A 19,763-nucleotide genomic window follows, 5' to 3' on the forward strand; every position below is an offset into this window, starting at 1 on the left:
CATCCTTTGCTTTCTTTTCTTCATATTCGTTACGCATAATGCCCGCCGATCAGCTTGTTGCGGTGAAGACTCGTTCCTGCCTTCGTATACGAAACAGCGCGCAGCAGTGCATTGGAGCCGTGCTTGTTCCGAATCGCATCCATTACATATCCTAAACGATGCTCTTTTATGCGGTTCGGCCTAAACAAATCAAGCTGCATGCCGCTGTCTTTTTCCACGTTGGAAAGAGAGATGGAAATTTTTCTGACTGTCTTCCCCTCATAAAAACGATCAAACAGCAAAAGGCAGGCTCGATAAAGATCCATCGTAATATTTGTTGAGACATCCATCGTTTTTGAACGGTAAAATCCTCCTCCGCCTTCCTTTTGGCTGTAGCCGATTCCAAGGCTGATTGTTCTCCCCGCCATCCGGTGTTCCCTCGCTCTTTTTGCCACTTCCTCGCACATTTCTAAGATGACGCATTTCACCTCTTCGGGGTCCGGATAGTCGCGAAGCAATATTTGATTTTTTCCAAAACTGATTTGCCCCAGCATAATCGGAGAGCCTATGTCGGAAAGATCTATTCCCCATGCGTGGTAATAAAGCTGATTCCCCATGACGCCGAACTTCTTTTCAAGGAGCTCTAACGGATAATTTGCGAGCTGACCGACTGTAAAAATTCCCATTCGATTTAACGTTTTTTCAAGTCTTGCCCCAATCCCCCACATCTTACGCAACGGCTTGATGCTCCACAGCTTCGTTTTGACATCATCATACGTCCATTCCGCTATACCTTTCTTTTTCGCCTCCAAATCTAGACAAAGCTTCGCCATCAATATGTTTGGACCGATCCCGACCGCACATGGGAGAGAAAATTCATTTCGTAAATCTTCCACAATTTTTTCGGCCAGACTATGCGCATCCCCCCAAAGTCTTTCTGTTCCATCCGCAGTAATAAAACATTCATCTACGCTGTAAACATGGATGTTTTCTTTCGGAACATAGCGGTTCAGCAGCCGAGTAATTTCAGCAGAAATCCGTAAATACGTCGCCATTTTCGGAGTGATGAGGCGGATGCGGGGGTCGTTTGGAATTTGAAATAAGCGGGATCCGGTTTGAATTCCGAAATCTTCCTTCAGTTTTGGTGAAGCGGCCAATACAATGCTTCCTGTCCGCTCTTTGTCCCCAACGATAGCAATGTGGGCTGTTAAAGGATCAAGCCCAAGTATGACCGCCGCACAGCTCGCATAAAAGCTTTTCATATCGATGCATAATATATGCCGGTTTGGAAACGATTCATAATTCATTCCATCATCCCCTCATGAGAATGTATGTTCGGTTTTATTTTATTTTCATTGTATGGGAATATACGTTCGGTTTCAATGGGAATTTGCGCCATTTTTCGCGGTACAAAAGGAGCATAACAACGAAGTACGGCATCGAAAAACAGATATTAAGCTTGGAAAGCTTATTCAAAATACAGCCGCGTTTTTTAGAAGATTTAAGTTGGAGACAAATCGGTGAAAGAGCTGAATTTTTTATCAAAATAAAAAGACGCTTGACGCGCCTTTTCAGAAGTGAGAGCGGAGATTTTAGCGAAAAGTCCGCCTTCAGCTTTCTGTTCATTTCCTGCATAATGCTCCCGGTCATTTTTGCCGAAACAAATTTCCGGCAACTTTTTCAAATAGGGAGGGCATGAGACGATAAACAAGCCCGCCAAGCTCCATCCAAACAGGCATATTAATTTCCCGTTTATTTGTCAGCATCACGCTCACGATTTTTTGTGCAACAGCTTCCGGATTAAGCATCCAGCGTTGGACGTTTTTCACATAATCCCCTGACGTATCGGCAAGATTGAAAAAATCCGTTTCAATTGGACCCGGATTGACAGATGTTACAAAAATCCCGCGGTCCGCCACTTCCATCCGCAAGCTGTTCGTAAAGCCTAAAACAGCATGTTTTGTAGCAGAATAGATGCTTGATTTCGGAGTAGCTATTTTGCCAGCCTGAGAGGCGACATTAATAATATGCCCTTCCCGTTGGGCCAGCATCTTCGGAAGAACCAGCTTTGTCGCAGCAATTAATCCGAACACATTTACTTTAAACATTTGCTGCATCTCTTCGAATGTTGCTTCCTCTGCATTTCGAAAAATACCAAAACCAGCATTATTGACTAAAACATCCACTCGGTCAAAATTCTCTGTGATGTCCGTAAATACTTCGGAAACTGCGTCAAGGTCACTGACATCCAGTTCGTAATATGTACAAGAAATAGAGTGAGAGGCTTGAAGCTCATCCGAAAGTTTCTTGAGACGATCCTTCCTCCTAGCCAGCAAAACTAAATGTCCACCGCTTTCTGCAACGATCCTTGCGATTTTTTCCCCGATCCCGCTCGATGCCCCCGTAATAACTACCAATCGATCTTTAAGCCGCGAATTCATTTATTTGTCACCTCTTCGTTGCGCGGAAAAAAGTAAAACGCCATTTTCTATTCTTTTGTTAATTTTTCCATATTGTTCTAAATAATCAAGCTGAGCAACAGTTTCTGATATAGCAAATAAAAGCTCTTGTTGATAAGCAGACGGAAAAAGAAGCTTGCAAAGAGCAAACACCGTCATTTCCTGTTTTTCTAAATGCTTTAATACGGTGAGCGCGCGTTCATGCTGTTTGTCTAAACGGTTCCGAATCAACAGGTGAGGATCGAAAAATTCATCTTTATGACCCGGAAAGACAACAGAAATCGGAATATGCAAAAGCTTTTTCAAAGATTCATTATATTGCAGCTGAGGTTTTGGACGCTCTTTTCCTTCATACGGCATTTCAAGAACAGGATTGGAGGAAATGGTTTTCAGCAAATGATCGCCGCCGATCATTCGGCAGTCTTCCTCATTGTACAAAACGATATGGCTTTGGGCATGTCCAGGAGTCTCAATGACTGTAAACCCAGGCATCCCGTCTATTTCATCTCCTTCTTGAATGGAGGAGGTCAGCGGATGATTGCGTGGATATAAGGAAAGATCAAGATGATCTAAGTGTGACGCAAACGACTCCGGGACGGCAAACTGCTTCAATAATTCTAAAAAAAATTCCTTTTGCCGATCAAAAAAACGCACATCATGAGAAAGCCAAGGAGCAAGCAAACGATGGCCCAAAACACGAAGATCGCCATCAAAAAAATCGAGCAAACCGATATGGTCAGGATGATGGTGGGTAAGAATGACCTGCTCAATATCCTCAGGCACAAGCCCTATTTCCTTCAGCTTATGTTCAAAAACTCTCCACGCTTCCTCCGTTTTCATCCCTGCATCCACTAATGTCAATGCGTCCCCTTTTACAACATACACGTTCACATCTTTAATCGGATAAGGTATAGGGATCGTTATTTTATAAATTGCATCTTTGCTGAACATTTTTGCAAACCGCCTTTAATTTTTTAATATAACTTATTTTACACATGATAAATCAATTTGTCATTTTATTCGAATAATTCATAAGTATACTTGACAAGCCGTTGGAACTGATAAAAAATTAATTCTACAACGCTTTTAGAATTTAAGGCAGGGAAACATTTCATCATACAAGCCCATCCAAAGCATGCGCTTCTGTTGCTTAACAGATGAATAGTAAAACGTTTTCTCGCTACCTTTCCCACTGAATCTCTTCTCTTTTAAACTAAGTTTATAGGGAAGAAGTTCAAAAGAAACATATAAAACGATCAGGAAGGAGTCTCTTTTTATGTACAAGTTTGGATTTATCGGAGCCGGATCTATGGCGGAAGCTATTATATCCGGATTGATCAACGGGAACAAGTGCCGGAGAGAAGAGATCGTTGTGACAAACCGTTCCAATGAAAAGCGGCTCGAGGAGCTGCAAAAAACATACGGCGTCACGATTACAAAAGATAAAAAGCATTTGTTTGACAACACAAAAACGATTTTTTTCGCGATGAAGCCGAAGGACGTTGACGAGGCAGTAAAAACAGTCCGCGAATACGCAACAGAAAACCATCTTGTTATTTCCATGCTCGCAGGCGTTTCAACGAAAGCAATTGAAACATTATTCAACAAACGTATTCCCGTCATTCGAGCAATGCCGAATACGTCCGCTACCATCAGACAATCAGCAACCGCCTTGGCACAAGGACAATATGCAACGGATGGTGACCTGTCAGCAGCTGTTGAACTGTTTCAATTGATCGGAACAGTTGAAATTGTTGAAGAAGACAAGCTCGATGCCGTCACAGGACTGGCAGGAAGCGGACCAGCCTATATTTATTACATAGTAGAAGCAATGGAAAAAGCAGCAGAAGAAATCGGTTTAGAAAAGTCCATGGCACGCTCCCTCATTGTTCAAACACTTTATGGGGCAGCATTAATGTTAAAAACGTCTGACAAAGAGCCGTCTACTCTAAGAAAAGAAATAATGAGCCCAGGCGGCACAACTGAAGCCGGCTTAAGCGTCCTAAACAATCATCACGTAGATGAAGCTATTATAAGCTGTGTGAAACGGGCAGTCGAACGGTCAAAAGAATTAAACAGCGCTTTGGAGGAAAAACTGGTGAACGAACAATAATCTGAAATCGGACTCGGGTTCAGCGAGCAATACTGAACCCCTTTTTTATATTTACCAAGCAGATCATATGACAAAAATAATCATAATTGCTAAAATTTTAAAGGAAATATTTAGGGAGGCGAATAAAAGATGAAAGACCGATTATTATTTTCTCCATTTACGATTAAAGATGTCACATTGAAAAATCGAATTGTCATGTCGCCGATGTGCATGTACTCAGCCGCAAATAAAAAAGGATTTCTTGAAGATTTTCATTTCACACATTACATTTCAAGAGCGGTTGGACAGGTGGGCCTCATCATTCTTGAAGCAACAGCTGTTACGCCGGAAGGCAGAATTTCTGAATTGGACCTCGGTATATGGGAAGATGACCATATTATAAAATTGGCTGAACTTGTGCAGCAAATCAAATCATACGGAGCGAAAACAGGCATCCAGCTTGCTCATGCAGGAAGAAAGTCAAATGTGAGCGGAGACATATTCGCCCCATCTTCAATTCCTTTTGATCAAAACAGCCGTACACCGAAAGAACTGACAAAAGAACAAATAAAAGAAACGGTTGAAAAATTTCAATTAGGAGCAAAACGAGCTAAGGACGCAGGCTTTGATATCATCGAAATCCATGCAGCCCACGGTTATCTCATTAACGAATTTTTATCTCCGCTATCAAACAAGCGCAATGATGAGTACGGAGGAAGCTTAGAGAACCGCTACCGGTTTTTAAAAGAGGTTATCCAAGCCGTAAGGAAAGTGTGGGAAGGCCCGTTGTTTGTTCGTGTTTCCGCCAGTGACTATGTTGAAGGCGGATCGACGATAAATGATTACGTACAAATTGCTAAATGGCTGAAAGAGGATGGTGTCGATTTGATTGATGTCAGCTCAGGAGGGCTTGTCCCGACAAATATAGATGTTTATCCCGGGTACCAAGTGCCATTTAGCGAAAAAATCAGACAGGAAGCAAACATCAAAACAGGGGCAGTCGGCTTAATTACTTCACCTTTGCAGGCGGAAGAGATTTTAAAAAACAACCGGGCGGATCTTATTTTTGTCGCCCGCGAATTATTGAGAAATCCATATTGGCCTTACCATGCAGCTAATGAACTAAACGCAAAAATTGAATCGCCGACACAATATGAACGCGGATGGCGCGTATAAAAGAAGAAGCTGTCTCAAAAAAGCCTTTTGAGGCAGCTTTTGTTTGCATATTGCATTTTCCAAAGCATACAGTGAGTGTTGAATCAACATATAATTCTTTCATTGCCGCAACCGAAAAAATTTTGAAAGTTCAGAGATTCTGCAAGAATCATGTCGACGATTTTTTTGCCCGATTATAGGACTAAATATGCCTGTAGACGATTCTTTTATTCTATGTAAAAAAGGCGGCGAAAGTTTCATTTTTGGCATCCCCATACCATTTTCTACTTTTTAGGAATTGGGACACATAAAAAATCATGGGCAAGGCTTGCTTCTGGAAATACAGCCCTTGCTTCAGCAAGAAGCATTTGACAATCCTCTTCGCCTTGATATCGCGAGCTAATATGCGTCAGCCATAACGTTTTTGCGTTTGCCTCTAAAGCAATTTGCGCTGCTTGAACTGTTGTCGAATGAAAATAATTGTAGGCCAAAAGCTCTTCATCCTTTGCAAATGTCGCCTCATGCACTAAAACATCCGCATCCTTTGATAATTCGACGCTTTGCTTGCAATATCTTGTATCACCCAAAATCGAAACAATCCGTCCTTTTTTGACAGGACCTAAAAAATCTTTTCCATTCAAAACTCTTCCATCAGCAAGTTGGACTGTTTCGCCATTTTTTAATTTTTTGTATATAGGTCCAGGTTTTACTCCAATTTCTTTTAATCGATCCGCTAAAAGTGTTCCGGGCAGATCCTTCTCTATAATCCGATAACCGAATGAAGGGATGCCGTGCTCCAATTTCTTTACCTTAACGATGAATTGATCATCCTCAAAAACGGTTTCATCGTCAAATATTTCTTTTGTGATAAGCGGATATTTAAGATGAGTAAAGCTTAACTTCAAAGTTTGTTCCACAAATTCTTTAATGCCGGGAGGACCGTAAATTACGAGCGGGCTCTCGGCGCCATGAAAGGATCTTGTTCCTAACAAACCGGGAAGTCCGTATATATGATCACCATGCAAATGCGTAATAAAAATTTTTTCAATTTTTGCCGGTTTGATGTTCGTATATAAAATCCGGTGCTGTGTCGCCTCGCCGCAATCAAACAGCCAAATAGAACCGCGTTCTTCAAGCAATTCAAGCGCAATGGAAGACACATTTCGATGTTTGGCCGGCAGACCAGCACCTGTTCCTAAAAAATAAAGATTCAACGTTCGCTCCTCCAAATGTCTTTTTATCAGTTATTATAATACATTCATTCAATATTTAGCAGAAAAATCAGCAAATATTATTTGCGTTACAGTACGTTTACCTTTAAAATTAAATATTTGAACGGGTACATATTTTTAGCAAAATTTATAGCAAAACGATAAAGTGAGGTACGTTCAGTGAATACAATCCAGTTACCAAAAGCAATCATCATTATATTCGGAGCAACAGGAGATTTAGCAAAACGGAAATTATTCCCATCCATTTACCGTTTATATCAAAGCGGTAAGATCAGCGAAGAATTCGCGGTCGTTGGCGTGGCAAGAAGACCATGGACGAACGAAACGTTCAGGGAAAATGTTAAAGATTCCGTTGAAAATGCAGTTTCCGTCAACAGCGATCTAACATCCTTTACTTCGCATTTTTATTATCATCCGTTTGATGTATCGAACCAGTCTTCGTATCACAGCTTAAAAAGCTTACTTTCCGACTTGGATGAAAAATATCAAACGGAAGGGAACCGAGTCTTTTACTTGGCGATGGCGCCTGAATTTTTCGGAATCATCGCTAACAATTTAAAAGAGCACGGTTTAAAAGATACAAACGGATGGACAAGACTTGTCATTGAAAAGCCGTTCGGCCATGACCTAGCTTCCGCCCAAAAATTAAACGATGAAATCCGCGCCGCATTCGATGAAGAGCAAATTTACCGAATCGACCACTATTTAGGAAAAGAAATGGTGCAAAATATTGAAGTCATTCGATTTGCCAATGCGCTTTTTGAACATTTATGGAATAACCGTTTTATTTCCAATATTCAAATTACTTCAAGCGAATCACTCGGCGTGGAAGACCGGGGCAACTATTATGAAACATCCGGTGCGCTCAGAGATATGGTGCAAAACCATATGCTGCAGATGGTGGCCCTGCTTGCGATGGAACCGCCAATTAAATTAACGACTGACGAAATTCGTTCCGAAAAAATTAAAGTGCTTCGTGCATTACGGCCAATTCAGGAAAATGAAGTCGACAGCTATTTTGTAAGAGGCCAATATACAAAGGGAATAATTAATGGAAAAGAGGTTATCGGCTACCGAGAAGAAACAAATGTAGATCCCGATTCCAATACAGAAACGTTTGTGGCCGGAAAGATTTTGATTGACAATTACCGTTGGGCAGGCGTTCCTTTTTACATTCGCACAGGAAAGCGGATGAAAGAAAAATCAACAAAAATTGTTGTCGAATTTAAAGACATTCCAATGAACCTTTACTTTAAAAAGGAAAGCGACCGCGTTCCAAACTTGCTTGTCATCCATATCCAGCCTGATGAAGGGATTACGCTTCATCTCAATGCCAAAAAAGCGGGAGTAAGCTCAGAGGCTACACCAATTAAGCTTTCTTACAACAATAACGGCATCGACGGCATGAACACTCCGGAGGCATATGAAAGATTGCTATATGATTGCATGCAAGGCGATGCCACGAACTTTACCCACTGGGATGAAGTCGCCTTATCATGGGCATATGTTGATCCGATTTCAAATGCATGGTCCCGTAAAAAAGCGGCCTTCCCGAACTATGAGGCAGGCTCGATGGGTCCTAAAGAAGCGGATGAACTTCTTGCCAAAGACGGCTTCCATTGGTGGCCGATCTAATGACATTTTTCAATTTAAAAGTGTTACCTTATTAAAACACCCCTTGTACAAATAGGGGTGTTTTATCATATTGATGCTTTAATGATTAATAACGAATATCAAACTTTTGAAAGCCTTCCACTTCATCATGTTCCGTTAATTGTATATTTTCAACTTTTGAAAAAGGACTACCTTTTTGAATAGAGGCAAGAAAGTTCTGTAAATTTTGCTCCTCTCCTTCTGCAACGATTTCAACCGTTCCGTCCATCTTGTTTCGAACCCAACCGGAAATTTGGTGCTCGACTGCTTTTGATTGCGTAAAATATCGAAACCCCACTCCTTGCACACGTCCTGAAACAATGATATGGTATTGCTTCATTTTTTCACTCCTTTCATAAATATTCTTCATTTCTATCTTAATTTATTTTTTACCGAATTTAGATATAAACGAAACGGTTTGTGAAAGAATTAATCAAAAAAGTGATAGTTAAAAAATATATCCAATAGAGGCTGTCTAAAAAGTCAAATCCTCATTGAAAAATATCAATCTATCAACATTTCTAAAACATTAAAAGAGCGTCTATAAGCCGAAAAACGACTTATTAAACATCCCCATCCAAATTATAGAAAGTAAAGTTCGTAGGGGGGAATTTACACAATAATTTGGACTTGACCAAAGAATTTTGCAAGTTAAAAAGATAGAAAATCAATATAAGATGGGAAAAATCCAATCACAACTAACGCCAACCGAATGAAAAATATTAGAGTTCATAGATAATACGTGAAATTGCAGGTGAAATGTTCATTTCCATCCGAACGGTCAAAAACCATGTCAACAACATTTTAAAAAATGGAAGAAAAAAGCAGCAAAAAAATTAGGCTTATTTAAGAGGTAAGTTTAGTTATCGAACTTCTTAATTGCTTCTAGAATTACCTATAGGCTTTTTTATTTATGTGATTTTACATTTAATAAATCACATTCCGTCCTTAGTGATTTTCCTTCGTTGAAATACGATGCCTAAATGACCACAAGGATAGGAAATGAAATGAGGTTTATTCCAAGCTTTCCATAGTTTGATATAGTCTTCATAATTATATGGAAATTTTACAGCATACTGGTACATTTTTTACCAATACAAATAGGGCTGAAACTATGAATGATATCCAAAGTTCAGCCCTTTTGTAGCAGATTTTTAACTACTTATTTTTTTTACGGCTTGCAATATCTATCCAGACTGCTAGTACAAGAATACTTCCTTTCACAATGTACTGCCAATAGGTGTCCAGCCCCATAAGGGACATTCCATTATCGAGCGATGTCATGACCATGGCCCCTATAATCGCACCAATAATCGTTCCAGATCCGCCCATTAAAGAGGTTCCGCCAATGACACATGCAGCGATAGCATCTAATTCATACATCTGACCAGCCGAAATGGTAGCAGAAGAAAGACGAGCTGTTAACACAATTGCTGCAACGGCTGATAACAATCCGCTAAATACAAACAGCATCATCGTGCGACTTTTAATATTAATTCCTGATAAACGCGCAGCTTCTGAATTTCCGCCAATTGCATAAATATGACGGCCAAATGTTGTGTTATTCGCAATAAATGAAAAAATGACTGCCAAACCGATAACAAATATAATGGGAAACGGAATTCCTTTATAGCTGTTCATCGTGATGACGAATAAAACAATGAGTGAGCTAAGAAAAAGTATTTTCATGATTTCCAATGAAAGAGGCATTACTTCAAATCCATAATTTAAGCGAGTTTTTCGTTTTCTTATTGTTAAAATAACCAAAATGACTACTGCTAGTATGGCCAACACAATCCCAAACATATTTGTAAAATAGGCACTTCCAAGGGCAATAAAATTCGCATCAAAAATAGGAATGGTTGTTGATTTCGTTATTCCCATTAAGATGCCGCGAAATGCCATCATACCTCCTAAAGTGACAATAAATGCAGGAATTGCCTGATAGGCAACTAGCCAACCCTGAAGTAGGCCAACAATTGCACCAGCAACTAACGTGACAACAATGACAACAATCGTTGGCATTCCCATCCAGTTACTAAATATGGCAGCAATACCTCCTGTAAGACCTACAATGGATCCGACAGATAAGTCAATGTGTCCGGCAACAATAACGAGGACCATTCCAATCGCTAAAATAGAAGTAACAGACATTTGAGTGAATAAATTTGAAAGGTTACGCGCTGTTAAGAATGTATCGTTCAAAATTCCAAAGAACAGCCAAATCGCAACTATGGCACCAATCATCGTATAAGCCCGTACGTCAATTTTTCCGATTATATCTTTCAACGACTTTTTTTTGACATTTGTCTTTTGTTGAGCCGTCACTTTTAATTCCATTTATTTCCCTCCTCCCGTTGCTGCTGACATAATTTTTTCTTGTGTGGCTTCTTCTTTCGTCAGCTCTTTCACAAATCTGCCTTCGTTCATGACCAGAATTCGATCGCTCATACCAAGTATTTCAGGCAGCTCTGATGAGATCATAATGATTGCGACTCCTTCATTAACCAGCTGATTCATTAATTGATAAATCTCATATTTTGCCCCTACATCAATTCCCCGTGTAGGTTCATCTAAAATTAAAATTTTCGGCTTAGACATCAACCATTTGGCAATAACGACTTTTTGCTGATTCCCTCCCGATAATGCTCCAACTTTCGTTTCGAGAGATGCCGTTTTAGTTTTTAACTTCTGGACAAACTGTTGGCTTGATTTCATTTCTTCATTATGGTTCATAACGCCCCATTTGCTAATTTTTTTCAAACTGGCAAGAGTGGTATTTGTTTTCACATCCATACTTAAAACAAGACCAAAGCGTTTTCGATCCTCTGTCACTAATGCTATCCCTTCATTAATAGCATCTTGAACGTTGCGAATGTGAACCTTTTTACCTTCTATCCATACCTCGCCTTCCCGTTTTCCCTCATATGCTCCAAAAAGACTTGTGGCAAGCTCTGATCTACCAGACCCCATTAATCCAGCTATTCCAAGGATCTCTCCTTTTCTAAGTGAAAAGGAAATATTATCATTTACCTTCATTTTTGGCATATCTGGATGCCAGACAGAATAGTTTTTCACTTCAAGAATCGTTTCATTTGGAGTTCGTTCAGCTTGCGGATATCGTTCCGTTAATTCTCTGCCGACCATTAAAGAAATAATTTCATCCTCACTTGTTTCATCTTTGGATAGAGTTGCAATGGATTTTCCATCACGTAAGACGGTTATGGAATCAGCTAAACGAAAAACTTCAGGCATTTTGTGAGAAATGTAAATACATGTTACCCCTTTTTTTCTTAATTCCTCTAAAATTCCCATTAATATTTCGACTTCACTCTCTGTTAAAGCAGCTGTCGGTTCATCTAAAATCAATATCTTCGTATTTTTAGACAAAGCTTTGGCAATTTCCACAAGTTGTTGCTGCCCGATGCCAAGTGAATAGATTTTCGTTTGAGGAGCCACATTTAAACCTACTGCATTTAACCATTCGGATGACTCATAAAACAATTGATCCCATTGGATGACGCCATATTTTTTCGGTTCTGCTCCTAGAAAAATGTTCTCTCCAACTGTCAAATCTTTAACGAGTGCAAGTTCTTGGTGAATAATTGCAATCCCTGCCTTTTCTGCATCTTTAATATTGCGGAAATGTACAGGGGTTCCGTTTATACGAATCTCTCCTGAATATGTTCCAGTTGGATATAATCCACTTAATACTTTCATTAACGTCGATTTACCCGCTCCATTTTCACCACAGAGCGCATGAATTTCACCTTTTTTCACTTTAAATGTTACACGGTCTAATGCTTTCACTCCGGGAAACTCTTTTGTTATTTGATCCATCTCTAACGAATACAACCATCTTCCCTCCCATTCGCAGCATGATAGAATGAGAAAGGTCTGACTCTTTTGGAAGAGTCAGCCTTTATAACATTTAATTCTGTTTTGGCCATTGATCTTTTGGAACATTTTGATAGACATCTTCTAATTTGTGAAATCCATCTTTAATGACAGTATCTAGAACATTTTCTTTCGTTACAGCAATAGGATCGAGAAGGACAGATGGAACATCGATTTTACCGTTCGGTATTTTTTGATCTGTTTCGATTTTTTCTCCTTTTGCAACAGCTACAGCTATTTCAGCCGCTTTCGTGGCAATAGCATGAATTGGTTTATAAACCGTCATTGTTTGCGTTCCTTCCACGATGCGTTGCAGCGCAGCCAGCTCTGCATCTTGACCAGACACAGGGATTCTCCCTGCCAGTCCTTGAGCCGCTAATGCTTGAATGGCGCCGCCAGCTGTGCCATCATTTGCTGCTATAACTGCTTGAATATTATTTTTATTTGCTGTTAAAGCGTTTTCCATATTTTTCAATGCTTCTTCAGGCTTCCAGTCCTTTGAGAACTGATCATAAACAATCTTAATATCCCCTTTTTCTTCAAGCGGTTTTAACACATTCATAGCTCCTTCACGAAATAGGTGAGCATTATTATCTGTATCGGCACCACCGATGTATACATAGTTTCCAGTCGGTGCTTGCTTAACAATCTCTTTCGCCTGCATTTCCCCAACTCGAACATTGTCAAAAGATACATAGTAGTCTACATCTGCATTTTTAATCAGGCGGTCATACGAAATAACCTTAATTCCTTCTTTATGCGCTTTGTCAACAATAGCTGCTGTAGCTTCTGCATTATGTGGTACAACAACTAACACATCTACCCCTTCGGAAATTAATTGTTCTGCTTGATTCAATTGAGCGGCATCATCGCCATTAGCCGCAAGCGTTTTTACTTCTGCTCCTAATTCTTTTACCTTTGCTTCAAACAGGTCTTTATCGCGCTGCCAGCGCTCCTCCTTTAACGTATCCATTGAGAAACCAACCACAATTTTGTCGCCATCTTCTTTCGCTTGACTGCTTTTGTCCTCGCCTCCCGATGAAACAACGCCGCATCCTGTTAAAGCAGAAGCTAAAACAAGTGATGCAGCTGCCATCGATAAAGTTTTCCACCATTTCTTCATTTGAAACCCCCCTCGTAATGTTTACGCTTTCATTTTTAAGCCTATCACGCATATGAAAACGATTTCTTTCTTATTTCCTTCACTTTTTCGACTTATAAAGGGACATTTTTCACCTGTAAAAATTTTACTGACTACCAAAATAGGACTCTTTTAATATTTGTCAAAAAAGTGCTAAAAAAAGATCACCCCTCCTGCACGTATAGGAGAAGTGATCGAATTTATCATTTATTTTTCTGCAGTTGGTTTCGATACTCTTTTGGCGTCATTTTTGTAACTTTTTTAAAAACTCGGCTAAAATAGTTAGGATCGTTATAACCAACATAATAAGAGATTTCTTTTACGTTAAGGTGGTATTGTTTCATCAGTTCTTTCGCTTTTTCAATACGCATGTGTGTTAAAAAATCAGAGAACGTTTGGCCCGTTTCCTGTTTAAATCGTTTACTAAAATAGTGTGGATGAAAATTCATCAATTGAGCGACTTCCTCTAGTGTAATATCTTCGTGAAAATGATCAGAAATAAATTGAAGTGCTATATCTAGTCCCTTCGTATTCTCTGAATTTAGTAAAGTTCGATTCTTTTCTTTCTTGTCTGAATCGTGTGCAGCCTCTACTTCTGAAATATGTTTTACCCGTCCAAAATACGGTTGAGATGTTACAGCCAGAAGAGCTTCTTGATATGACTTTTTAAAGCCTTGAATATCCTTTTGCAAAGTACCAATTCCTATTTTAATTTTTTTGTTTGTTCGTTTTTCGATTTCCTTCAACCATTTCATGGAAAGAGTAATCCATTGATTTCTCGTCATGTCCTGATCGGAAGGAAACGAAAATATCGTCATACGATGATCGATTAAAGGACTGCATATACACTCTTGTTTATTTTTCATATACCTTTTGACAATTTGGTATAAATCTTGTTTCTCTTCCATCTTTATATCGGAAAATTCAATGACAAAGGCTACACTAGTTCGGTGAGGGATTTTTAACAGAGAAAGCAATTCATCCACGTCTGTTTCTGATACTGCATCCATCATAATCATTAGGGCACATTCGGATTCACTAATTGAAAAAAGGTGTCCCAGCTTTTCTTTCATTTTCAGTTCCTTCTCACGATTTAACAATTCTTCTTCTAATTCTGATATACATTTTTTCAACACAGAGACAATTTTCTCTTTTTTAGCTGGTTTTAAAATATAATCATTCACACCGAGTTCAATGGCTTCTTTTGCATAGGAAAAATAATCAAATGCAGTTAATATAATGATTTTAATCTTAGGATTTTGTTTTTTTATTTCTTCAATCGCCTCCAGTCCTTGAATACCAGGCATTTTTAAATCCATAAATATAATTTCCGGCTGATGCTTTTCCATCTGTTGTATCGCCAATCGGCCATTTTCAGCATGAAAAATTTGAAATTGATTGGGCAAACATTTTTGAATCATCAATTCTAACCCTTCACGCTCTAGAGGTTCATCATCTGCAATGAGAAGTTTATACATGCATCTTTTCCCCCCTTACTCTTGGTAATGACAACAAAATCGTGGTGCCGCGACCTTGCTTGCTTTTAATATCCACGATATCATGTACTTGGTAAAATAATCGCAAACGTCGAAACACATTTTCCATTCCTAATCCTGTTGAATGTCCTGTTGATTTTTTAATTGAAAAAGATGGTGACTCGAGTATTGTTTTCACAATCTTTTCATCCATCCCTACACCATTATCCGAAATTTTCACCAACACTCTTCCTTCTTTTTCTTTGACACTTAACTCAATAACAGCTCCTGATTCCATTGATTCGATCCCGTGGACAAAAGCATTTTCAAGCAAAGGCTGAATCGTAAGTGCAGGTATTGATTGGTCTAAACAATGATTATCAATCTCCATTTGAAATGAAATACGGTCACGAAATCGTGCTTTTTGTATGGCAAAATACTCTTTTGCATTTTCAATTTCTTCACGCAGCATGACAGGTTCGTTTAATTTCCGCAAATTATATCGTAATAAATTGGAAGTAGAAATGGTTAGTTCACTCGTTTTTTCAGCTCCTTCAATATATGCAAGCTTTGAGATCACATTTAATGTGTTAAATAAAAAGTGCGGGTTAATTTGACTTTGAAGTGCTTTTAACTCTAATTCTCTCATTAATTTTTCTTTTTCTAGTATTTCCATATTTTTAGAGATTAATTTTCGTAAATTTTCAATCATCTGATTAAACACTTTTCCTAGTACCCCAACCTCATCATTTGGCTGGTATATCGGCACGTTCGTATTTAAGTCTCCCGCAGCGACTTGTTTAGCTGTTTGAACAAGCTGCTGAATGGGAATGACGATACTTCGAGACAGCCAGATAGCAAATACGATACTTAATGCTGTGGTTACAATAAACAAACTTCCTCCCCATTTATTCATATTTTCGTTAATTGCCAACATACTATTATACACAGGCTGGTATTCACTCAATTCCATGTCTACTAGTTGTTGGCTATCCTCCCGAATGAAAGAAGCAACTCTTTCTATTTCTTTGAATTGATCAGCTTGATCCAGAAATTTTTTTTCTTTTAAGTTTGTTAAAATAGCTTCTTCCAGTTGGAGAAAAGTATTGATCATATTTTTGTAATTATCAACTACTAAAGCATTACTGGCCGAATTGTTGCTTAAATTATTTTGCAGAGCTTCTAAATTAGCTTTATGTTTAATTAGCAAGTTAAGATTTTCTTTGTCTTGATATATGAGATAGCTGCTTAAATAGCGAAGATTTTCTTGAGTTTCATTGGAAATTTGTTTGTATAAGTAAATACGATGGACCATGAAGTCATAGCTCTTTTGAACTTTTTTTCCACTATCAAAAATAAAAAATGCTATAGTATTGAGTAAAATGACGAGCAATGGAATAAAGATAAACAATTTTGTCCGTATATTCACGGTGTTACCTCCATTTGTACGTTTGATGCATCTACTTTTTTGCTTGAAGTAAAATATACGTTTGGTATAGGTTGTCCTTGCAAATGCTTGGACATTAATTGAACAGCAATAAAACCCATTTCATATGGTTTTTGAATGATGGTTGCTGTAATCTCTCCTTTTTTTATTGCCAATAATGTTTCTTCGACGTCATCAAATCCAAAAATTTGAATATCGGATCGTTGCAAATTTTTCACAGCCACTGTCATACCAATTGCATCTAAAGCACTTGTCCCAACCATCACTGAAATATCGGGATATTTTCTTAACATAATATCAGCTTGAATGGACGCTTGTATTCTTGAAATATTGGATGCTTGGACTTCCACTACTTCTAACCTTGGATGTTGTTTAATAACTGACAAAAAACCATCTAGCCGCTCCTGTTGATTGTCAGATGATTCACTCCCAATAATAACCCCAATTTTATGCTGCCCTGTTGTCATATCTACCACGGTTTTCCCAAGCAATTGACCAGCTGCAAAATTGTCTGTCCCTACATAGGAAAGACGACGGCTCGCTTTAGCATCTGTATCAATTGTGATAATTGGAATATTTTTGGATATTGCTTTATTAATGATTGGAGTAAATGCTTCTTCATCCAAACTTTGAACAATGATTCCATCTACTTTAGAAGCAATTGCTTTTTCTAATAGCTTAATCTGTTCTTCAATACTTGTTCGTAACGGAGCGACATATTCAACTTCTACTTGAAACTTTTTTGCAGCATCCTGAGCACCTTTTTCTACTTTCCGCCAGTATGGATTATCGAATTCTTGAGCAATAAGAATAAAATGCGGAGGTTCTTCATGTAGGGAAACCCTTTTGTCAAGAGCTTCCACTGTCTCTTCCATCTGCTTTGACGTCCATATAAATTGAATAAAAACATATAGAAACAAAATAATTAAGAATAAAAAAGTTAATGTCCATCTTTTGTTTGACATATATTTCACCTTTAGCTCAAATAAATTGTAACCGTTTACAGTTAATCCGATTAAATATTTTGATAATCTACAAGCCTTATATCTATTAATATTATTATAAACTAGTGCGATTTCCTTTTTATTTTTCATAAATTTCTCATGTATGACTCCTCATAGGGAAATAATTCATAGCTTTTGTCTTACACTGATCGCTTTTTCCCTTTAGGAGTCTCGCGAATTTCACTTTAAATGAGGATAGCTTTCCATTGAAACATCGTTCTACTATTTTTCGGTAAAAAGGTTAAAAATTAATTATCAAAAATGTTACGGCCGTAGCTTTTTGCGTACAAATTTCCATCCTCTAATCACCATTTCTTTACAAAATGAGCCAATGCCAGCAAAGGAAAAATATATTCATAGCTTGGATAATGAATGTAAAATCCGCCAGGTAAGCCTTGACCTTTTGGGTATGTGATTGTCCATGAATTTTCATCTTTTGAATTTAATAAATAGTTCACTGCTTGATTCATTTGTGGTGTAACCGTTTCTTCTGCCGCTGCCAAAGCGTCTAATGCCCACGCGGTATGCACTCTAGTACTAGCTGGTAAAGGGATAAATTTTTTCTGTATATCACTTTTACAAGACTCTCCCCAGCCCCCATCGTCATTTTGAATGGAGTATAACCATTTCACAGCCTTTCGTACGGCAGGGTGATCTCTTCTCACCTTTACTGCGATTAAGCCTGTTAATGCACACCATGATCCATAAATATAACAAATTCCCCACCGTCCATACCAAGAACCATCGCTTCGTTGATTTTTTAAAAGCCACTTTACCCCTTGCTTTATAAACGTTTGATTGTAGCTTGATCGTGTAAAATTACCTAAAAACTCCAACGTTCTTCCCGTTAAATCAGGCGTTGATGGGTCAAGAAGCATTTTTTCCCCGCCTTCTATCGGAAGCCAAGATAGCGATGACTTATTGACATTTTTTTCGAACGATCCCCAGCCTCCATCATCGTTTTGCATAGACAGGAGCCATTTCATTCCTCGATCCCAAAAGGAGCGATTATTTAATGCTTCTTTTCGCAACGCGCGTAAAGCCGCTGTTGTATCATCAATATCCGGATTCATCGTATTAATATTTGAAAATCCCCATCCCCCCGGTATTTGATACGGATTATGAACAGCCCAATCACCATATAGATAGTGCTGGCGAGAAAGCAAATATTGATTTGCTCTTTGAATAGCAGCTGACGCAGATGGCACACCAGCTTCTTGTAATGAATAGCTTAATAATGCCGTATTCCAAACAGTTGCCGTCGTGTATTGAATATGAGTGTGTCCATCTATTGTTGTCTTCATTGACTTTAGCCCTTGAACAGCCCGAACAATAACTGGATGCTTTTTCGAATATCCTAGAGCCATCAGAGCAAAAATCATTAAAAATGTTGAACTAAAGTAGCTATAAAAGGTACCATCTTGTTCAATTCGATTTAACATATATTGTTCTGCTCGATGTAATGCCAATCGATGAAGCTCAAAAGGAGTACCTACTAATTGTTTCATGCCGTCATATATACACGAAAAAAAAGAACGCCATTCAGAAGAGTCCAAGTCCCAAAGGTCTTCATTTCTATGAACATATAAGTCTGATAAGTCAGGAGTATGCTTTGTCTTTATACTAAACTTGCGATCAGCAGCAATCAATATTGGTATTAAATTGGCTCTTGCATAAACGGAAAAGTCAAAAAAATTTACAGGAAAAGTAGTCGGAAATAAAATGAATTCGATCGGCAGATGAAAGGATTTAGGCCATTTGATTTGGCCCGTTAAAGCAAGCATGACTTTCGTAAACATATTTACTTTTCCAATGCCACCATGGTTTATGATAAACTTCCTAGCTAGTCGCATGTTTGTATTGTTTTGATCGATGAATCCCGAATAAAGTAAAGCATAGTATGCTTCAACTGTTGTGGATAGATTTCCCTTCTCTTCATCGTAAAACAGCTTCCATGCTCCGTTTTTCTCCTGTTTACTTAATATCCTTTCAACGAGTGATTGAATGAATTGTTCATCATGAATTTCCAATGTTCGTAATAAGATAATCATATAACAATCTGTGGCAATACCCGTTTCAAATGGGAAATCCCAAGTTCCGTCAAAATTTTGCCTCTTTAGGATTAATTCCGCCAATCGATTGATTTCAGCTTCAATTCGTTGTTTCATCCTATTCACCACCACTTCATGTAGTAAGTTTTAGCTTATTCCTATACATATTCAGCTTTTA

At 38.5% G+C, this 19,763-nt stretch carries 16 protein-coding genes; 4 read left to right on the top strand and 12 right to left on the bottom strand.

Annotated features, from left to right (window positions below; translation table 11 throughout):
* Positions 1-29 precede the first annotated feature (29 nt).
* The 3 genes from RI196_RS12180 to RI196_RS12190 all read right to left on the bottom strand — a co-directional run bounded on the left by RI196_RS12180 (position 30) and on the right by RI196_RS12190 (position 3,389).
* A complete protein-coding gene (locus RI196_RS12180; RefSeq protein ID WP_063388352.1) occupies positions 30-1,286 on the bottom strand; it encodes a Y-family DNA polymerase in 1,257 nt (418 codons plus the stop codon).
* Positions 1,287-1,625: 339 nt separating this feature from the next.
* Positions 1,626-2,420, bottom strand: coding sequence for an SDR family NAD(P)-dependent oxidoreductase (locus RI196_RS12185; protein WP_094246172.1), 795 nt, complete (start codon positions 2,418-2,420; stop codon positions 1,626-1,628).
* Positions 2,421-3,389 carry an MBL fold metallo-hydrolase gene (locus RI196_RS12190; protein WP_130157794.1) on the bottom strand — a complete coding sequence of 323 codons (969 nt, stop codon included), beginning with the start codon at positions 3,387-3,389 and terminating at the stop codon, positions 2,421-2,423.
* A 325-nt stretch (positions 3,390-3,714) separates the two neighbouring features.
* Between RI196_RS12190 and proC the strand changes: the two genes are divergently transcribed.
* Together proC and namA are read left to right on the top strand one after the other, a co-directional pair.
* On the top strand, positions 3,715-4,551 hold the full coding sequence (gene proC, locus RI196_RS12195) for a pyrroline-5-carboxylate reductase (RefSeq protein WP_130157792.1): 837 nt from the start codon (positions 3,715-3,717) through the stop codon (positions 4,549-4,551).
* A 129-nt stretch (positions 4,552-4,680) separates the two neighbouring features.
* Complete coding sequence (gene namA / locus RI196_RS12200; protein WP_311066301.1) at positions 4,681-5,706, top strand: NADPH dehydrogenase NamA; 1,026 nt, start codon at positions 4,681-4,683, stop codon at positions 5,704-5,706.
* A 263-nt stretch (positions 5,707-5,969) separates the two neighbouring features.
* On the opposite strand, the gene rnz is transcribed toward namA, so the two are convergent.
* Entirely contained in the window at positions 5,970-6,899 is a 930-nt protein-coding gene (gene rnz, locus RI196_RS12205; protein WP_130157788.1) for a ribonuclease Z, read from the bottom strand.
* A gap of 177 nt (positions 6,900-7,076) precedes the next feature.
* On the opposite strand from rnz, the gene zwf reads away from it, so the two are divergent.
* Positions 7,077-8,552 carry a glucose-6-phosphate dehydrogenase gene (zwf, locus tag RI196_RS12210; RefSeq protein WP_311066302.1) on the top strand — a complete coding sequence of 492 codons (1,476 nt, stop codon included), beginning with the start codon at positions 7,077-7,079 and terminating at the stop codon, positions 8,550-8,552.
* An 85-nt stretch (positions 8,553-8,637) separates the two neighbouring features.
* On the opposite strand, the gene RI196_RS12215 is transcribed toward zwf, so the two are convergent.
* A complete protein-coding gene (locus tag RI196_RS12215) occupies positions 8,638-8,910 on the bottom strand; it encodes an acylphosphatase (RefSeq protein ID WP_094246179.1) in 273 nt (90 codons plus the stop codon).
* 407 nt (positions 8,911-9,317) lie between these two features.
* Between RI196_RS12215 and RI196_RS12220 the strand changes: the two genes are divergently transcribed.
* Positions 9,318-9,410, top strand: a complete 93-nt coding sequence (locus tag RI196_RS12220; protein ID WP_375338814.1) for a hypothetical protein — start codon at positions 9,318-9,320, stop codon at positions 9,408-9,410.
* Between the two features lie 318 nt (positions 9,411-9,728).
* Here RI196_RS12220 and RI196_RS12225 read toward each other — a convergent pair whose 3' ends face one another.
* The 7 genes from RI196_RS12225 to shc all read right to left on the bottom strand — a co-directional run bounded on the left by RI196_RS12225 (position 9,729) and on the right by shc (position 19,702).
* The gene (locus RI196_RS12225) at positions 9,729-10,910 is read right to left on the bottom strand and encodes a sugar ABC transporter permease (protein WP_063388156.1); all 1,182 of its coding nucleotides are present in this window, start codon (positions 10,908-10,910) and stop codon (positions 9,729-9,731) included.
* Positions 10,911-12,410 (bottom strand): xylose ABC transporter ATP-binding protein, encoded by a 1,500-nt coding sequence (locus RI196_RS12230; RefSeq protein WP_311067359.1) that lies wholly within the window; start codon positions 12,408-12,410, stop codon positions 10,911-10,913.
* Positions 12,411-12,501: 91 nt separating this feature from the next.
* Positions 12,502-13,590 (bottom strand): D-xylose ABC transporter substrate-binding protein, encoded by a 1,089-nt coding sequence (xylF, locus tag RI196_RS12235; RefSeq protein ID WP_311066303.1) that lies wholly within the window; start codon positions 13,588-13,590, stop codon positions 12,502-12,504.
* Positions 13,591-13,811: 221 nt separating this feature from the next.
* Positions 13,812-15,086, bottom strand: coding sequence for a response regulator (locus RI196_RS12240; protein ID WP_311066304.1), 1,275 nt, complete (start codon positions 15,084-15,086; stop codon positions 13,812-13,814).
* The gene (locus RI196_RS12245) at positions 15,079-16,494 is read right to left on the bottom strand and encodes a sensor histidine kinase (protein ID WP_488168134.1); all 1,416 of its coding nucleotides are present in this window, start codon (positions 16,492-16,494) and stop codon (positions 15,079-15,081) included. The genes RI196_RS12240 and RI196_RS12245 overlap by 8 nt, the downstream gene beginning before the upstream one ends.
* 14 nt (positions 16,495-16,508) lie before the next feature.
* Complete coding sequence (locus RI196_RS12250) at positions 16,509-17,624, bottom strand: sugar-binding protein (RefSeq protein WP_261308723.1); 1,116 nt, start codon at positions 17,622-17,624, stop codon at positions 16,509-16,511.
* 215 nt (positions 17,625-17,839) lie between these two features.
* Entirely contained in the window at positions 17,840-19,702 is a 1,863-nt protein-coding gene (shc, locus tag RI196_RS12255; RefSeq protein ID WP_311066305.1) for a squalene--hopene cyclase, read from the bottom strand.
* Between the last annotated feature and the right edge of the window lie 61 nt (positions 19,703-19,763).

Source organism: Aeribacillus composti, assembly GCF_031760945.1.
GTDB lineage: Bacteria > Bacillota > Bacilli > Bacillales > Aeribacillaceae > Aeribacillus > Aeribacillus composti.

What these genes read in the sequence shown, in the direction of transcription:
- namA (WP_311066301.1), top strand. Translation starts at nt 4,681, where the DNA reads ATGAAAGACCGATTATTATTTTCTCCATTTACGATTAAAGATGTCACA.
- RI196_RS12185 (WP_094246172.1), bottom strand. Translation starts at nt 2,420, where the DNA reads ATGAATTCGCGGCTTAAAGATCGATTGGTAGTTATTACGGGGGCATCG.
- RI196_RS12225 (WP_063388156.1), bottom strand. Translation starts at nt 10,910, where the DNA reads ATGGAATTAAAAGTGACGGCTCAACAAAAGACAAATGTCAAAAAAAAG.
- RI196_RS12240 (WP_311066304.1), bottom strand. Translation starts at nt 15,086, where the DNA reads ATGTATAAACTTCTCATTGCAGATGATGAACCTCTAGAGCGTGAAGGG.
- RI196_RS12250 (WP_261308723.1), bottom strand. Translation starts at nt 17,624, where the DNA reads ATGAAAAATAAAAAGGAAATCGCACTAGTTTATAATAATATTAATAGA.
- RI196_RS12230 (WP_311067359.1), bottom strand. Translation starts at nt 12,410, where the DNA reads ATGGATCAAATAACAAAAGAGTTTCCCGGAGTGAAAGCATTAGACCGT.
- xylF (WP_311066303.1), bottom strand. Translation starts at nt 13,590, where the DNA reads ATGAAGAAATGGTGGAAAACTTTATCGATGGCAGCTGCATCACTTGTT.
- RI196_RS12180 (WP_063388352.1), bottom strand. Translation starts at nt 1,286, where the DNA reads ATGAATTATGAATCGTTTCCAAACCGGCATATATTATGCATCGATATG.
- RI196_RS12215 (WP_094246179.1), bottom strand. Translation starts at nt 8,910, where the DNA reads ATGAAGCAATACCATATCATTGTTTCAGGACGTGTGCAAGGAGTGGGG.
- RI196_RS12190 (WP_130157794.1), bottom strand. Translation starts at nt 3,389, where the DNA reads ATGTTCAGCAAAGATGCAATTTATAAAATAACGATCCCTATACCTTAT.
- proC (WP_130157792.1), top strand. Translation starts at nt 3,715, where the DNA reads ATGTACAAGTTTGGATTTATCGGAGCCGGATCTATGGCGGAAGCTATT.
- shc (WP_311066305.1), bottom strand. Translation starts at nt 19,702, where the DNA reads ATGAAACAACGAATTGAAGCTGAAATCAATCGATTGGCGGAATTAATC.